The organism is Duganella sp. AC917 (genome assembly GCF_979258245.1).
The window spans coordinates 6,652,070-6,665,311 of sequence record NZ_OZ409848.1; the positions used below are offsets into that span (position 1 = coordinate 6,652,070).

Genomic DNA, 13,242 nt, shown 5'->3' on the forward strand with positions numbered 1-13,242 from the left:
GTTCAGGCCACCGCGTCCTTCGGCAGCTTGAGTAGCAACGCCAGTAGCGACGCCAGTTCGGCGCGCATGTCACGGCGGTCGACGATCATGTCGATGGCGCCGCGCTCCAAAAGGAACTCGGAACGCTGATAGCCTTCCGGCAGCGTCACCCCCAGCGTGCTTTTGATGACGCGCGCGCCGGTGAAGGCGATCAGCGCTTTCGGCTCGGCGATCACGATATCGCCCAGGAAGCAGAACGAGGCCGAGATGCCGCCCGACGTGGGATCTGTCAGCACCGAGACGAAGGGCAGCTTCTTCTCGGCCAATTTGGCCAGCATGGCGGTGGTTTTCGCCATCTGCATCAGCGACAGCAGGCCCTCCTGCATGCGCGCGCCGCCGCTGGCGGTGATGCAGATGAATGGCACGTTCTGGTCGATGGCGGCCTGCACGCCGCGCACGAAACGTTCGCCGACCACCGATCCCATCGAACCGCCCATGAAGTCGAACTCGAAGCACGCCACCACCATTGGTACCGACAGAATCGCGCCGCCGATGACGATGATCGCGTCGGTCTCGCCGGTGGCCTCCAGTGCCGCTTGCAGGCGCGCCGGATAGCTTTTGCTGCCTTTGAACTTGAGCGGGTCGACAGGCAGCACTTCCTGGCCGATCTCGTGCCGGCCGCCTGTGTCGAGCAGGGCGTCGAGGCGGGCGCGCGCGCGAATGCGCAGATGGTGGCTGCATTTGGGGCAGACGTGAAGGTTCGCTTCGAGGTCGGCGCGGTACAGCACCGCCTCGCACGCGGGACACTTGATCCACAGGCCGGCCGGTATCGACTGGCGTGGTTCGGCGCCATTGCGGTTGAAACGTGGCGGCAGCAGTTTTTCGATCCAGCTCATGGCATCCTTGATAGTGTCGGAGATGCCGGAATCGTAAAGCCTGACGTTACGTCAGGATCAAGCGGTATCTTTGTCGTCGGTGTCGCCGCGCGGATGCAAGCTGGCCCACAGGTGGGCGGCGGCCATCGTGCGGTGGGGCGCGTAGCGGGCCAGGATTTGTTCGGTGCGCGCCATATCGGGCTTGGTTTCTTCGCCCAGCAGTTGCTGAAGCGCCGCGCGGATGGCGACGTCGCCGTGCAGCGAGCAGTCGGCGTAGCCATAGCCACGCAGCAGCCCGTAGTTGACCGTCCACGGGCCGATGCCTTTGACGGCCAGCAGGGCCGCCGAGATCTGCTCGATGCTGTTGGCCGGCGTGATGTCCAGTTGCAGGCCGCCGCTGGCGACCAGGTTCGCCAGCCGCAGCAAAGTCTCCGCCTTGGCGCGCGAGAATTTGCGGCTGGTGAGATCTTCCATGCTCAGTTTTATCGCGTCGGCCGCCTCCGGGTAGCACCACAAGCCGCTGCTGTGCTGACGGCCTGCTTGCAGGATGAAGGTGCGGCGCAGCGCAATGGCGAACGACAGGTTGATCTGTTGCCCGATGATGGCCCAGGTCAGCGCTTCGAAGACGGTGGCCGATTGCACGATGCGCAGGCCCGGCTGCGCCAAGGTCAAAGGGCCGAACATGTCGTCCTTGGCGGCGAAGGCGCAAAACGGTTCGGGATCGATGCGCAGACCGAGGATGCTCAGCGCCGCTTCGCGCACGCGCTGTTGCGATGCCTTGGATAGCTTGCCGTCGGCGTGCACGGTGCAGCTGGCGCTGGTGGGTGCCAGCGCGCTATCGATCACCACCGCCAGTACCACCGGTACGCCGTCCACCACTATGCCTTTGTGCAGGCTCCTGTCGCCGACTTCTTCGGCCACGCTTTCTGTATCGCGGCTGTGGAAGGCCAGCACGTCGTGCAGGCGGTAGTTGGCCGGCAGGTCGAGTGTGAAGCTTTTCATACGGGCTTGGTTTTGCGCAGCGGACCAAAGTTGGGACGGAACCCGGTGACCAGCGCCGTGCCGGCGATGACGATGGCGGCGCCGACGATGGTGTACCAGCCGACCGTCTCGCCGAGGAACAGCGTGCCCCACAGGATGCCGAACAAAGGGCTGAGGAAGGTCACCGTCAGCGCCGACGCCGGGCCGACATCCTGGATCAAACGGAAGTAGATCAGGTAGGCGACGCCGCTGCAAAGAACACCGAGCGCGATCACGGCGCCCATGATGCCGATGGTCGGTTCGCCCGGCGCCGGGAAGAACGGGACAATCGGCAGCACCAGCAGCGTGGAGGCCCACATCGAACCGTGCGCGTTGGACAGCGGTTCGACGTCCTTGACCGATTTGGCGTAGTTGCTGGCGATGCCGTAGTTGAAGGAGGCGAACAGCACGGCGGCGATGGCCAGGCCGGCGCCGGGCTTGGTGCTGACATGGTCGAAGCCGACCAGCAGCGCGACGCCGCACGCGCCCAGCACAAGGCCGAGCATGACTTTGGCGCCGACCATCTGGCGCGTGAGGACGGCGGCGATCAGGGTGCCCCACAGCGGCGTGGTGGCGTTCAGCACCGCTAGCAGCGATGCCGACAGCGTGCGCGCGGCGAAGGCGAACATCAGGAACGGCAGCGCGGAGTTGAACAGGCCGAGGATGAAGTAGTGCCTCCAGTGCCTGCGCAGCTTGAGCGGTTTTTTCAGCACGACGGCGATCACCGCCAGGAAGAGGGAGGCGAACAGCACGCGGTATTCGATCAAAACGGCGGCGCCCAGCACGGGCGCGGCGATCCGCATGAACAGGAAGGAGCCGCCCCAGATGGCGGCGAGGAAGATCAGGCGGAGAAGATTAGCGGTGCTCATGGAGTTTCGAGTGGTTGTTTTTTCGATGTTCGTAGGGCGGATTACGCTACGCTAATCCGCCCTACGTGGTTCCGTCTCTCCGCTTCTTGCTAATGAATTTATACCGCGCCGCTGTCGACCGCACACACAGTGTCACCCGGCGCCACCGGCGAGGCGGCGTGCGGGATCAGCATCGCCGTCGGTACGCCGTTTTTAATCGCCGTCAGCTCCGCCAGTATCGATATCGCGATCTCCGACGGCGTTTTGCTGCCGATGTACAGCCCTATCGGCCCATGCAGCCGCGCCAGCTGTTCCGGCGTCAGGTCGAATTCCAGCAGCCGCTCGCGGCGTTTGCTGTTGTTCAGCCGCGAACCGATCGCGCCGACGTAGAACGCGTCCGACTTCAACGCCTCCATCAGCGCCAGGTCGTCGAGCTTGGGATCGTGCGTCAGCGCGACCACGGCGCTGCGGTGGTCCAGCTTCATCGACAGTACGATATCGTCCGGCATGTCGTGCACCAACTGCACGCCGTCGACCTGCCAGCCGGCGCGGTATTCCTCGCGCGGGTCGCAGACGATGACGTGGTAGTCCATCGCGGTGGCGATTTGCGCCAGGAAGCGCGATAGCTGGCCGGCGCCGATGATGAGCAGGCGCCAACGCGGTCCGTGCAGGGTGACCATGGCGCGCTCGCTCACCTGCATCTGCGCGCCCGGCGCCGCCTGCGACAGCTCGACGTCGCCGCTCTGCAGATCGAGCCGGCGCTGCACCAGTTCGTGCCGTTCCAGCCGTTCCAGCAGCTCGGCGACGCGGCTGCGCTCCGACAGCGGTTCGATCGACAGTTCGATGGTGCCGCCGCAGGGCAGGCCGAAACGGTGCGCCTCGTCGGCGGTGATGCCGTAGCTGACGATTTCGGGCAAGCTGCGGCTGATGCCTTCGTCGCGCACGCGGGCGATCAGGTCGTCCTCGATGCAGCCGCCCGAGACGGAGCCGATCACCGTGCCATCTTCGCAGATGGCCAGGGTCGCGCCGACCGGACGGGGACTTGAGCCCCAGGTCTTGATGACGGTGATAAGTTCGCAGCGGCGCCCGGAGGCGATCCACGCGGCGCTGGTTTTGAGTACTTCGAGATCGATACTGTCCATGGATGGAATATACTACGGCTCTACAAAGCTTGCAGGAACTGCCATGACCGACCACAAGGAAGACGACGGCTCACCCAAATTCGGCCGCCTGCTGATCGTGCTGATACTCGCCGTGGTGTTTTGCGGCCTGCTGACCTGGTTGATGGGCACCGTGTTCCCGGATTTCCCCAACATCCGGTAACGTCCAGCAGCACCGCTGAAACTAGCGCTTGCACACCTTCGCCAGCGCTTTGTCGAACGGGCTGCCCGGCGTCACTTCCTCGGGGCTGAATTTTTCGTAGATATAGTTCTCGACCGGTTCGCCCCTGCCCATCGTTTCGGGATAGAACACCTGCGACAGCATCACGGCCGTCCGGTCTTGGCAGGAATACAGGTGCTGCGCCTTGACCGAGCGGTAAGGCTTGCCGTCCGGCGTCTGCTGCGCCTTGGTATACGAGTGCAGCGACCAGACTTTGCGGGTCTTGTCTTTTTTGACGACGCGGCTATCGATGTACAAGACGTCCCCCGGCGCGGCGCTCACTTTGCGCCATTGCGCCGCGTGGGCCAGGCCCGATACGGCCGTCGACACCAGCAGCAGCGCGATCAGCGCGGGCTTGACCATGAGCGTCACGGCACCAGCGGCTTTTTGGCCGCTTGCTTGCTCTTGATTTCAGCGACGGTTTTGTCGATGGCGGACAGGCGGTAGTTGACGCCCGGGTGGTTGGCGGTATAACCGTTCAGCACCGAGGCCGGATACTGGCTGGCCAGCCGCTGCCAGAAGGCGCGCGCCTGCGCCGTGCTGTAGCCGGCCCGCGCCACCATGTACAGCGACAGCGAATCGGCCGCCGCGTCGAGCTCCTGCGGCATCGGCTTGATGCCGCCTGTACCGATCAGCATCGACAGGTCCGGCCGCACCGCGACCAGATTGTCGATGATGCTGCCGACCGTGTAGGCCGACCGTGTTTTGGCGGCGTGGCCCAGCACATTGTGGGCGATGTCCTTGGCCAGCACGTAGGCGATGGCTTCGTCGGTCTGCGCGAAGTTGACCATGCCGCGCGTGATCATCACGCGCTGGCCGTCCGAGTACGCGTTGATATTGTCGGAGTTGCCGATGTCGATCTTGAACGCGCAGGCGCGCGTGACCGGCACCTTGAGCGCCTGATTGGTGCCGTTGCGTTCGACGATCAGGTTGAGCGACTGGTTGTTGGCCACCAGCGGGCCAAGCACGCCGGCCGCCTCGGTCTCGGCGTGCTGGCCGGTGGGCAGGCTTTTGCCTTCGGCCGCCAGCAGCACGTCGCCCTTGCGCAAGCCGACGCGCGCGGCGCCGCTGCCGGCCAGCACGCTGGCCACTTCCAGCCGGTCGCCGTAGTTCAGCACCGCCTGCGCGGCGTCGACGAACTCTCCGGAGTACGAATATTTGTTCTTGGCCGTGAAGCCGAGCAGGTTGCGGGCCTGGTTGCGGCACAGGTCCGCGTTGTTGATCAACAGCGGACCGGCGATGCGGTACAAGCGGTCCTGCAGCGCGACCATCTGTCCCAGCGCCTGGCGTGCGGCGGCCATCTTGGCGGTGACCACAGGCGCGCCTTCGTCGACGGTGCGTGCGACCACCGGACCCTGTTCGGGTTCGGGCGGCCGCGAGGTGAAGGTCGAACAGGCCGACAGCAGCATGGCTGCGGCAAGGATGGATATCGTGGCGAATTTCTTCGGATTGTTTTGCTGGACCATCCCTAGTCTCCGTATTTTTTTAGTGTTTTCCGGTGCTTCCAAAACCGCCGGCACCGCGTTCGCTGGTGTCGAATTCTTCGACGACGTTGAAACCGACTTGCAGGACCGGGACGATTATCAGCTGCGCCAGGCGCTCCATCGGGTTCAGGGTAAAGGCGCTGTTGCCCCGGTTCCATGTCGAGATCATCAACTGGCCCTGGTAATCGGAATCGATCAAGCCTACCAGATTCCCCAGGACGATGCCGTTCTTGTGGCCCATGCCGCTGCGCGGCAGGATCATCGCGGCGTAGCCAGGATCGGCGACGTGGATCGCCAGGCCGGTCGGAATCAGCACCGTCTGGCCGGCTTCGATGGTGATCGGCGCGTCGATGCAGGCGCGCAGATCGAGGCCGGCCGAACCCGGGGTGGCGTAGGCCGGCAACTGGTCTTTCATGCGCGGGTCGAGGATTTTGACGTCGATGTTTTTCATGCGTTTACGTGTGCTTTTATTCAAACTATTTTGCGAACAGCGAGTGCTGCGAGATGCGTTTGGAGATTTCGGAAATCAGCTGGCGCGCCAAGGTCAGTTTGTCGGCGCGCGGCAGGATGGTATGGCCGTTTTCGTCGAACAGGATAATGGTGTTGTCGTCCTGGCCGAAGGTGTGGTGGCCGATGTTCCCGACCAGCAGGGGAATGCCTTTTTTCTCGCGCTTGTCGGCGCCGAACTGGATCAGGTTTTCCGATTCGGCGGCGAAGCCGACGCAGTACGGATGGCCGGCCAGCGAGGTGCGGGCGGCAACCGTGGCCAGGATGTCCGGATTCTGTTCGAACTTCAGGTCCGGCACCGAGCCGTCCGGATTTTTCTTCAGTTTCTGCTCGCTGGCGTTGGACACGCGCCAGTCGGCGACGGCCGCCACGGCGATGAAGATATGCTGGTGGTCGACATTGGCGAGCACCGCGTCGTGCATCTGCACCGCGCTTTGGACGTTGATGCGCTGCACGCCGAAAGGCGCAGGCAGCGCGGTCGGGCCGGACACCAGCACCACTTCGGCGCCGGCTTCGCGCGCGGCGCGCGCCACCGCGTAACCCATTTTCCCGGACGACAGGTTGGTGATGCCGCGTACCGGATCGATCGGCTCGAAGGTCGGACCGGCGGTGATCAGGATGCGTTTGCCGGCCAGGACTTTCGGCTGGAACGACGCGATCAATTCCTCCAGCAGCTGTGCCGGTTCCAGCATGCGGCCCATGCCCACTTCGCCGCAGGCCTGGTCGCCGGCGGCCGGGCCGAAGATGACGATGCCGTCTTCTTCGAGCTGGCGCGCGTTGCGCTGGGTGGCGGGGTTCTGCCACATTTCCACGTTCATCGCCGGGGCCACCAGCAGCGGCACGCGGCGCGGTCGCGCCAGGCACATGGTCGACAGCAGGTCGTCGCAGACGCCGTGCGCCAGCTTGACCATAAAGTCGGCCGAGCAGGGCGCGATCAACATCGCGTCGGCGTCGCGGGTGACGTCGATGTGCGCCATGTTGTTGTCGACGCGTGGATCCCACTGGCTGCTGAACACCTTGTTGCCCGACAGGGCTTGCATGGTGACGGCGGTGATGAAGTGGGCCGCGGCGTCGGTCATCACCACCTGCACCGAGGCGCCGGCCTTGGTCAGCGCGCGGCACAGTTCCGCCGCCTTGTAGCAAGCCACGCCGCCGGACAGGCCGAGGACGATTTTTTTACCAGTCAATTCCATGATGCCGCTCTCCCGCTTATTTGTTCACGCGCCGCAGCTCGTCGAGGATGAACAGCGCCGCGCCGATGCAGATGGCCGCGTCGGCGATGTTAAACGCCGGGAAGTGGCCCCAGCCGGCTAGGTGGAAGTCGAGGAAGTCGACCACGTGGCCGTACAGCACGCGGTCGATGACATTGCCGACCGCGCCGCCGAGCACCAGCGACAGCGCCCACGAGAACATGCGTTGGCCGCCGTGTTTTTTCAACAGGTAGATGATGTAGGCGGCGGCCGCGATGCCGATGCCGGTGAAGAAGTAGCGCTGCCAGCCGCCGGCGCTGTGCAGGAAACTGAACGCGGCTCCCTTGTTATACGCCAGCACCAGGTTAAAGAACGAGGTGACGAATTTTTCCTCGCCCAGCTGGAAGGTGCGCGTGATGGTGATCTTCGACAGCTGGTCGATCAGCACGATGATGAAGGCGATGCCGAGCCAAGGGATCAGACTGGAGGACGACTTGGTCGGGAAGATTTTTTTAGTGGCCATAAAATATCAGAGAGGTTCGTGGCGACGGCGCCGCCGGGTCCCGACCAACACAGCGCGGTCGGGAATCGGCGGGCCCAATATTAAGCGAACTTGCGTTTTTCGCCCGCACCAAACAGATTGCTGTGGCAACGGCCGCAGAGCGTCGGATGATCCGCGTGCGCGCCGACGTCGGCGCGATAGTGCCAGCAGCGCTCGCACTTTTCGGCCGTGGAGGCGGTCACTTCGACCGCTTCATCGGCTTCTGCGGCCACTTCGACAGCTTGCGCCAGCGACGTGATGAAGACGAATTTGAGGTCGTCCTCCAGGCTGGCCAGCAGCTTGTACTTGTCGCCGGCGGCCTTGATGGTCAGCTCCGCCTGCAACGACGAACCGATCGCGCCCGAGGTGCGCAAATCTTCCAGCTGCTTGGTGACGTCGGTGCGCACTGCGCGCAAGGCGCTGTACTTGGCCAGCAGCGCTTCGGCGTCCGCCGCTTGCGGCAGCTGCCACCAGGTTTGCGTGAAGATCGTTTCGTCGCTGGCCTTGAACGCCTGTTCGCCGGCGAAAATGGCCCACGCTTCCTCCGCCGTGAACGACAGCGCCGGCGCCATCAAGCGCAGCAGGCTTTGCGTGATGTGCCACAGCGCGGTCTGCGCCGAGCGGCGCGCATGCGAGCCGACGGCTGACGTGTACAGGCGGTCCTTGAGGATGTCGAGGTAGAAGCCGCCCAGGTCCTCGGAGCAGTAGTTCTGCAGCTTGGAGTACACAGGCTGGAACTCGTACTGTTCGTAGTGCGCTTCCATCTCCTTTTGCAGCGCGGCCATGTTGGCGATCGCGTAGCGGTCGATCTCGAGCAGCTCGGCCACCGGCACGGCGTCGCGCGCATGATCGAAGTCGGAGATGTTCGCCAGCAGGAAGCGCAGCGTGTTGCGGATGCGGCGGTACGCTTCGGTCACGCGCTTGAGGATTTCGTCGGAGATCGACAGCTCGCCGGTGTAGTCGGTCGAGGCGATCCACAGGCGCAGGATGTCGGCGCCGAGCGTGTCGGAGATTTTTTGCGGTGCCAGGGTGTTGCCGAGCGACTTGGACATCTTCTTGCCTTCGCCGTCGACGGTGAAGCCGTGCGTGAGCAGGGCTTTGTACGGCGGTGTGCCGTTCAGCATCGAGGACGTCAGCAGCGACGAGTGGAACCAGCCGCGGTGCTGGTCCGAACCTTCCAGATACAGGTCGGCGGGGAAGGCCGACTGCTCCTTGTGCGAGCCGCGTAACACCGTCTGGTGGGTGGTGCCGGAATCGAACCAGACGTCGAGCGTGTCCTTGTTCTTGGCGTAGACAGCCGCTTCCTCGCCGATCAGGTCTTTCAGGTCGAGCGCCAGCCAGGCGTCGATGCCGCCTTTTTCGATCAGCTGCGCTACTTGCTCAAGCAGTTCCGGCGTGCGCGGATGCAGCGCGCCGGTTTCCTTGTGCACCACGAAGGCCATCGGCACACCCCACTGGCGCTGGCGCGACAAGGTCCAGTCGGGACGGTTGGCGATCATGCCATGCAGGCGTGCCTGGCCCCAGTCCGGGAAGAACTTGGTCTCGGCGATGCCTTTGAGCGCGGTTTCGCGCAGCGAGGCGCCGCCGTCCTTTGGCTTGATGTCCATGCCGGCGAACCATTGCGAGGTCGCGCGGTAGATGATGGGCGACTTGTGGCGCCAGCAGTGCATGTAGCTGTGGTCGAACATCTTGACCTCGAACAGGGCGCCAGCCTCGCGCAGCGCGTTGCAGATCGGCTTGGACGCCTCCCAGATGGTCATGCCGCCGAACAGCGGCAAGGTCGGGACGAATTTACCGTCGCCCATGACCGGGGTCAGGATCTGGTCGTCCGCCATGCCGTGCGCTTTGCAGGAAATGAAGTCGTCCAGGCCATAGGCGGGTGCGGAATGGACCACGCCGGTGCCGCTCTCGGTGGTCACATAGTCGGCCAGGTACATCGGCGAGAGGCGGTTGTAGAAGGTGTCGGCGCCGTGCAGCGGATGCAGGAAGCTGATGCCGGCCAGGTCCTCGCCCTTGCAGGTGGCGATGGTGACGCCTTCGAGCTTGAAGCGCGCAAGCGACGATTCGACCAGGTCCTGCGCAAGGATCAGCAGCAGCGGCTGGCCGTCGCGCGCGGTTTGCACCAGCGCGTAGGTGACCTCCGGGTTGACGTTGAGCGCCTGGTTGGACGGGATGGTCCATGGCGTGGTGGTCCAGATGACGATATAACCTTCATGCGTGGGCAACTGAACCAGGTCGAAGGCGCTGGCGAGCTTGTCGAACTCGGCGAACTTGAAGCCGACGTCGATGGCCGGGTCGCGCTTGTCCTGGTATTCCACTTCGGCCTCGGCCAGGGCGGACTGGCAATCGAAGCACCAGTTGACCGGCTTCAGGCCGCGGTAGACGTAGCCCTTGTCGAGCATCTTGCCGAGGGCGCGCAGTTCATCGGCCTCGTTCGAGAAGTTCATCGTCAGGTAAGGATTGTTCCATTCACCCAGTACGCCGAGGCGGATGAAGTCCTTGCGCTGGCGGTCGACTTGTTCCAGCGCGTAGGCGCGGGCCTTGGTCAGCACCTCGGCGGTCGGCAGGTTTTTGCCGTACAGTTTTTCGATCTGGATCTCGATCGGCATGCCGTGGCAATCCCAGCCCGGCACGTAGGGTGCGTCGAAACCGGCCAGCGAGCGCGATTTGACCACCATGTCCTTGAGGATCTTGTTGACGGCGTGGCCCAGGTGGATGTCGCCATTGGCGTAGGGCGGACCGTCGTGCAGGATGAATTTCGGACGGCCGGCGGCGGCCTTGCGCACGCGTTCGTAGATTTTCTTATCCTGCCATTGCTGCACCCAGCCCGGCTCGCGCTTGGCCATGTCGCCACGCATCGGGAACGGGGTTTCGGTCATGTTGACCGGGTATTTGCTTTCAGGCTTCTTCGGGGCTTTGCTTTTATCGGACATGGTTTTTCTTCAGTGGTGTATTCGGGAATTCTCGATAGCCGGCGCGCGTAGCTGGTCGCGCGCTCAAATTCGGTCGGTGGCGTTGGTGGCCGAACTGGCGTTCATGGCGCTGGCGCCGTCGCGCTGCGCGAAGTACGCGCGGGCGATGTCGGCGTCGCGGTGGATGGCGGCCGTCAGGGTCGGCAGGTCGATGTATTTTTCCTCGTCGCGGATCTTTTGCAGGAATTCGACCCGCACCTGCCTGCCGTAGCAGCCCTGGTTGAAGTCGAACACGTGCACTTCCAGCAGCACGCGGCCGCTGTCGTCGACGGTCGGGCGCACGCCGAGGCTGGCGACGGCGGCCAGCGGCTGCTCGGCCAGGCCATGCACCTGGACGATGAAGATGCCCGACAGCGCCGGCCGGTGCGCGACCCGCAGGTTGAGGGTGGGGAAGCCGAGCGTGCGGCCCAGTTTTTGGCCGTGGATGACGTGGCCGGAGATGGCGTACGGGTGGCCCAGCAGCGCCTCGGCGTGGCCGAAGTCGCCGTCTGCCAGCGCGGCGCGCACGGCCGACGACGAAATGCGGGTGGTGCCGTTCATCACGGTCGGCAGCGTCTCGACGTGGAAGCCATATTGTTTGCCCGCTTCCAGCAGCATCTGGACATTGCCGGCGCGGCGCGCCCCGTAGCAAAAGTCGTCGCCGACCATCAGCCATTTGACGTGCAGGCCCTCGACCAGCACTTTTTCGGTGAATTCCTGCGGCGTCAGGGCGGCGAACGGCGCCGAGAAGTGCTCGACGATAACGCGGTCGATGCCGTTGTCGGACAGCGATTGCAGTTTGTCGCGCAGGTTGGCGATGCGCGGCGGCGCCTTGGACGGGTCGCCGGCCTTGTTGGCGAAGAATTCGCGCGGATGCGGCTCGAAGGTCATCACCGCCGCTTCCAGGCCGAGGCCGGTGGCGGCGCCGCGCACGCGCGCCAGCAATGCCTGGTGGCCGAGGTGGACACCGTCAAAGTTGCCGATCGTAAGCGCGCACGGGGCGCGCGCCGCTGCGTTGGGGAGACCTCGAAATACCTTCATGGGAATCTGGGGGAACTGTCGCTAAATGGAGGATTATACGGTTTGTTTAGGGGATGCACATCCGCAATGGGCATGGGCGGGGGCGGGAAGGGGCATTTTGGCCGTTTTCCGGGCCCTGAAATGGAAAAAAGCGCTGCCTGCCGAAGCAGACAGCGCTTAGTTGACGCCAACCGAGCGCAAAACCAAGCCGATTACGCGGCTTTGTTCAGGCCCAGGGTCCAGTAGCGGGCCAGGTCGGCGGTGCCGTCCGTGCCTTTGACCGATTTCAGGGTCGTCAGCGCAGCCGATTTCTTGCCGGCGACCGCTTGTGCGATACCGTAGTGCAGCTTGATCGCTTCCGGATTGCGGCCGGTGCCCAGCTTGACGGCTTGTTCCATCAGCGGCAGGCCCTTGTCGGCCTTGCCGGCGGAAACCAGCGCGTAGCCCATGTTGGCCAGCGCGTCGGCGTCCTTGTTCTTGACGGCTTCGGCTTCCTCGGCGGCTTGCTTGGCGTCGAACTCGGTCTGGGTCTTGGCGGCCAGATCTTTCAGGCGTTGATGGCGGGCGGCGTCGGAACCGGTGCCCAGCGCGCCTTTCTTGTAGCCTTCGTTGATGATCTTGATCGCTTCGGCAGGGTTGCCCGCTTGCAGCGACAGCTGGCTCATTTCCATGTATTCGGAAGGCTTGGTCAGCAGGCCGTTGGCCAGGCGCAGGCGCAGCACGTCGAGCGACAGCGTCGGCGAGAAACCAGGCTTGGCTTGCACGCGTTGCAGCAGGTCGGCCCAGGTCTGTGGCTTCGGATAGCTGGCGGCCATGCGTTCCAGGGTCTGCACGTAGCCGGCTTTATCGTTCTGCTTGAGCTGGATGTTGGCCAGCATGCCCAGTTGGGCTTCGTTCAGGTTCTTCGACGCTTGCAGTTCCTTGGCCGCTTCCGGGTACTTGCCGCTGATGTAGTAGGTCTGGATCAGCAGTTCGTGCATGGCGCCGTCGTTCGGATTGTCTTTCAGCGCGCGCTGGATCCAGGTGATGGCTTTCGGGTAATCCTTGATGCGGTAGTAGATACCGGCCAGCGCCTGGGTGAATTTCGGTTGTTCGGCAGCGGACAGCTTGCCGGAGTTGATCACGCTTTCAAAGGCGCGCGCGGCGGTGTCGTAATCGCCAGCGGAAGCGGCGGCCGAGGCGCGGGTGCGTTCGATCAGATAGGTCTCGTTGGCGCTTTTGTTGCCGACGGAGTCCGTTTCCTTCAGTTTTGCTACTGCTTCTTTGTTCTTTCCTGCCGCAGCCAGTTTCTGTGCTTCCTGCAATGGTTTGCCGATTTCAGCGCGCACCGCTTCGGCAGCGTAGGCGACCGACGAAAAACCTGCAATAGGAGCTGCTGCTGTAAAACCAATAGCGGCCATTACCAGGCCGAGATGAGCGAGACGAAACTTGGTCATGGGTAAGTTTT

Annotated in this window: 13 protein-coding genes; 1 reads left to right on the forward strand and 12 read right to left on the reverse strand. The window is 63.8% G+C overall.

Going from position 1 to position 13,242, the window contains the following annotated elements; genetic code table 11:
- Positions 1-2 precede the first annotated feature (2 nt).
- The 4 genes from accD to ACZ0BA_RS29105 all read right to left on the reverse strand — a co-directional run bounded on the left by accD (position 3) and on the right by ACZ0BA_RS29105 (position 3,864).
- Positions 3-875 (reverse strand): acetyl-CoA carboxylase, carboxyltransferase subunit beta, encoded by an 873-nt coding sequence (gene accD / locus ACZ0BA_RS29090; RefSeq protein ID WP_463454608.1) that lies wholly within the window; start codon positions 873-875, stop codon positions 3-5.
- A 57-nt stretch (positions 876-932) separates the two neighbouring features.
- Complete coding sequence (locus tag ACZ0BA_RS29095; protein WP_463454609.1) at positions 933-1,856, reverse strand: DNA-3-methyladenine glycosylase 2; 924 nt, start codon at positions 1,854-1,856, stop codon at positions 933-935.
- Entirely contained in the window at positions 1,853-2,743 is an 891-nt protein-coding gene (locus tag ACZ0BA_RS29100; RefSeq protein ID WP_463454610.1) for a DMT family transporter, read from the reverse strand. The genes ACZ0BA_RS29095 and ACZ0BA_RS29100 overlap by 4 nt, the downstream gene beginning before the upstream one ends.
- 98 nt (positions 2,744-2,841) lie before the next feature.
- Entirely contained in the window at positions 2,842-3,864 is a 1,023-nt protein-coding gene (locus ACZ0BA_RS29105; protein WP_463454611.1) for an XdhC family protein, read from the reverse strand.
- Positions 3,865-3,907: 43 nt separating this feature from the next.
- On the opposite strand from ACZ0BA_RS29105, the gene ACZ0BA_RS29110 reads away from it, so the two are divergent.
- Complete coding sequence (locus tag ACZ0BA_RS29110; protein ID WP_463454613.1) at positions 3,908-4,045, forward strand: hypothetical protein; 138 nt, start codon at positions 3,908-3,910, stop codon at positions 4,043-4,045.
- 21 nt (positions 4,046-4,066) lie between these two features.
- On the opposite strand, the gene ACZ0BA_RS29115 is transcribed toward ACZ0BA_RS29110, so the two are convergent.
- The 8 genes from ACZ0BA_RS29115 to ACZ0BA_RS29150 all read right to left on the reverse strand — a co-directional run bounded on the left by ACZ0BA_RS29115 (position 4,067) and on the right by ACZ0BA_RS29150 (position 13,231).
- On the reverse strand, positions 4,067-4,465 hold the full coding sequence (locus tag ACZ0BA_RS29115) for a surface-adhesin E family protein (RefSeq protein ID WP_463454614.1): 399 nt from the start codon (positions 4,463-4,465) through the stop codon (positions 4,067-4,069).
- A gap of 5 nt (positions 4,466-4,470) precedes the next feature.
- Entirely contained in the window at positions 4,471-5,568 is a 1,098-nt protein-coding gene (locus tag ACZ0BA_RS29120) for a M48 family metallopeptidase (protein WP_463454615.1), read from the reverse strand.
- Between the two features lie 19 nt (positions 5,569-5,587).
- Positions 5,588-6,037, reverse strand: a complete 450-nt coding sequence (gene dut / locus ACZ0BA_RS29125; protein ID WP_315218741.1) for a dUTP diphosphatase — start codon at positions 6,035-6,037, stop codon at positions 5,588-5,590.
- A 25-nt stretch (positions 6,038-6,062) separates the two neighbouring features.
- On the reverse strand, positions 6,063-7,286 hold the full coding sequence (gene coaBC, locus ACZ0BA_RS29130) for a bifunctional phosphopantothenoylcysteine decarboxylase/phosphopantothenate--cysteine ligase CoaBC (protein WP_463454616.1): 1,224 nt from the start codon (positions 7,284-7,286) through the stop codon (positions 6,063-6,065).
- A 16-nt stretch (positions 7,287-7,302) separates the two neighbouring features.
- Positions 7,303-7,806 (reverse strand): signal peptidase II, encoded by a 504-nt coding sequence (gene lspA / locus ACZ0BA_RS29135; protein ID WP_463454617.1) that lies wholly within the window; start codon positions 7,804-7,806, stop codon positions 7,303-7,305.
- 80 nt (positions 7,807-7,886) lie between these two features.
- The gene (gene ileS, locus ACZ0BA_RS29140) at positions 7,887-10,757 is read right to left on the reverse strand and encodes an isoleucine--tRNA ligase (protein WP_463454618.1); all 2,871 of its coding nucleotides are present in this window, start codon (positions 10,755-10,757) and stop codon (positions 7,887-7,889) included.
- Between the two features lie 63 nt (positions 10,758-10,820).
- A complete protein-coding gene (locus tag ACZ0BA_RS29145) occupies positions 10,821-11,816 on the reverse strand; it encodes a bifunctional riboflavin kinase/FAD synthetase (protein ID WP_463454619.1) in 996 nt (331 codons plus the stop codon).
- 191 nt (positions 11,817-12,007) lie between these two features.
- The gene (locus tag ACZ0BA_RS29150; protein ID WP_463454620.1) at positions 12,008-13,231 is read right to left on the reverse strand and encodes a tetratricopeptide repeat protein; all 1,224 of its coding nucleotides are present in this window, start codon (positions 13,229-13,231) and stop codon (positions 12,008-12,010) included.
- Positions 13,232-13,242: the final 11 nt, after the last annotated feature.

Bases quoted from the DNA above. Each gene is read 5' to 3' on its own strand.
- ACZ0BA_RS29105 (WP_463454611.1), bottom strand. From the start codon at position 3,864: ATGGACAGTATCGATCTCGAAGTACTCAAAACCAGCGCCGCGTGGATC.
- ACZ0BA_RS29110 (WP_463454613.1), top strand. From the start codon at position 3,908: ATGACCGACCACAAGGAAGACGACGGCTCACCCAAATTCGGCCGCCTG.
- ACZ0BA_RS29095 (WP_463454609.1), bottom strand. From the start codon at position 1,856: ATGAAAAGCTTCACACTCGACCTGCCGGCCAACTACCGCCTGCACGAC.
- accD (WP_463454608.1), bottom strand. From the start codon at position 875: ATGAGCTGGATCGAAAAACTGCTGCCGCCACGTTTCAACCGCAATGGC.
- ileS (WP_463454618.1), bottom strand. From the start codon at position 10,757: ATGTCCGATAAAAGCAAAGCCCCGAAGAAGCCTGAAAGCAAATACCCG.
- coaBC (WP_463454616.1), bottom strand. From the start codon at position 7,286: ATGGAATTGACTGGTAAAAAAATCGTCCTCGGCCTGTCCGGCGGCGTG.
- ACZ0BA_RS29115 (WP_463454614.1), bottom strand. From the start codon at position 4,465: ATGGTCAAGCCCGCGCTGATCGCGCTGCTGCTGGTGTCGACGGCCGTA.
- lspA (WP_463454617.1), bottom strand. From the start codon at position 7,806: ATGGCCACTAAAAAAATCTTCCCGACCAAGTCGTCCTCCAGTCTGATC.
- ACZ0BA_RS29100 (WP_463454610.1), bottom strand. From the start codon at position 2,743: ATGAGCACCGCTAATCTTCTCCGCCTGATCTTCCTCGCCGCCATCTGG.
- dut (WP_315218741.1), bottom strand. From the start codon at position 6,037: ATGAAAAACATCGACGTCAAAATCCTCGACCCGCGCATGAAAGACCAG.
- ACZ0BA_RS29120 (WP_463454615.1), bottom strand. From the start codon at position 5,568: ATGGTCCAGCAAAACAATCCGAAGAAATTCGCCACGATATCCATCCTT.
- ACZ0BA_RS29150 (WP_463454620.1), bottom strand. From the start codon at position 13,231: ATGACCAAGTTTCGTCTCGCTCATCTCGGCCTGGTAATGGCCGCTATT.
- ACZ0BA_RS29145 (WP_463454619.1), bottom strand. From the start codon at position 11,816: ATGAAGGTATTTCGAGGTCTCCCCAACGCAGCGGCGCGCGCCCCGTGC.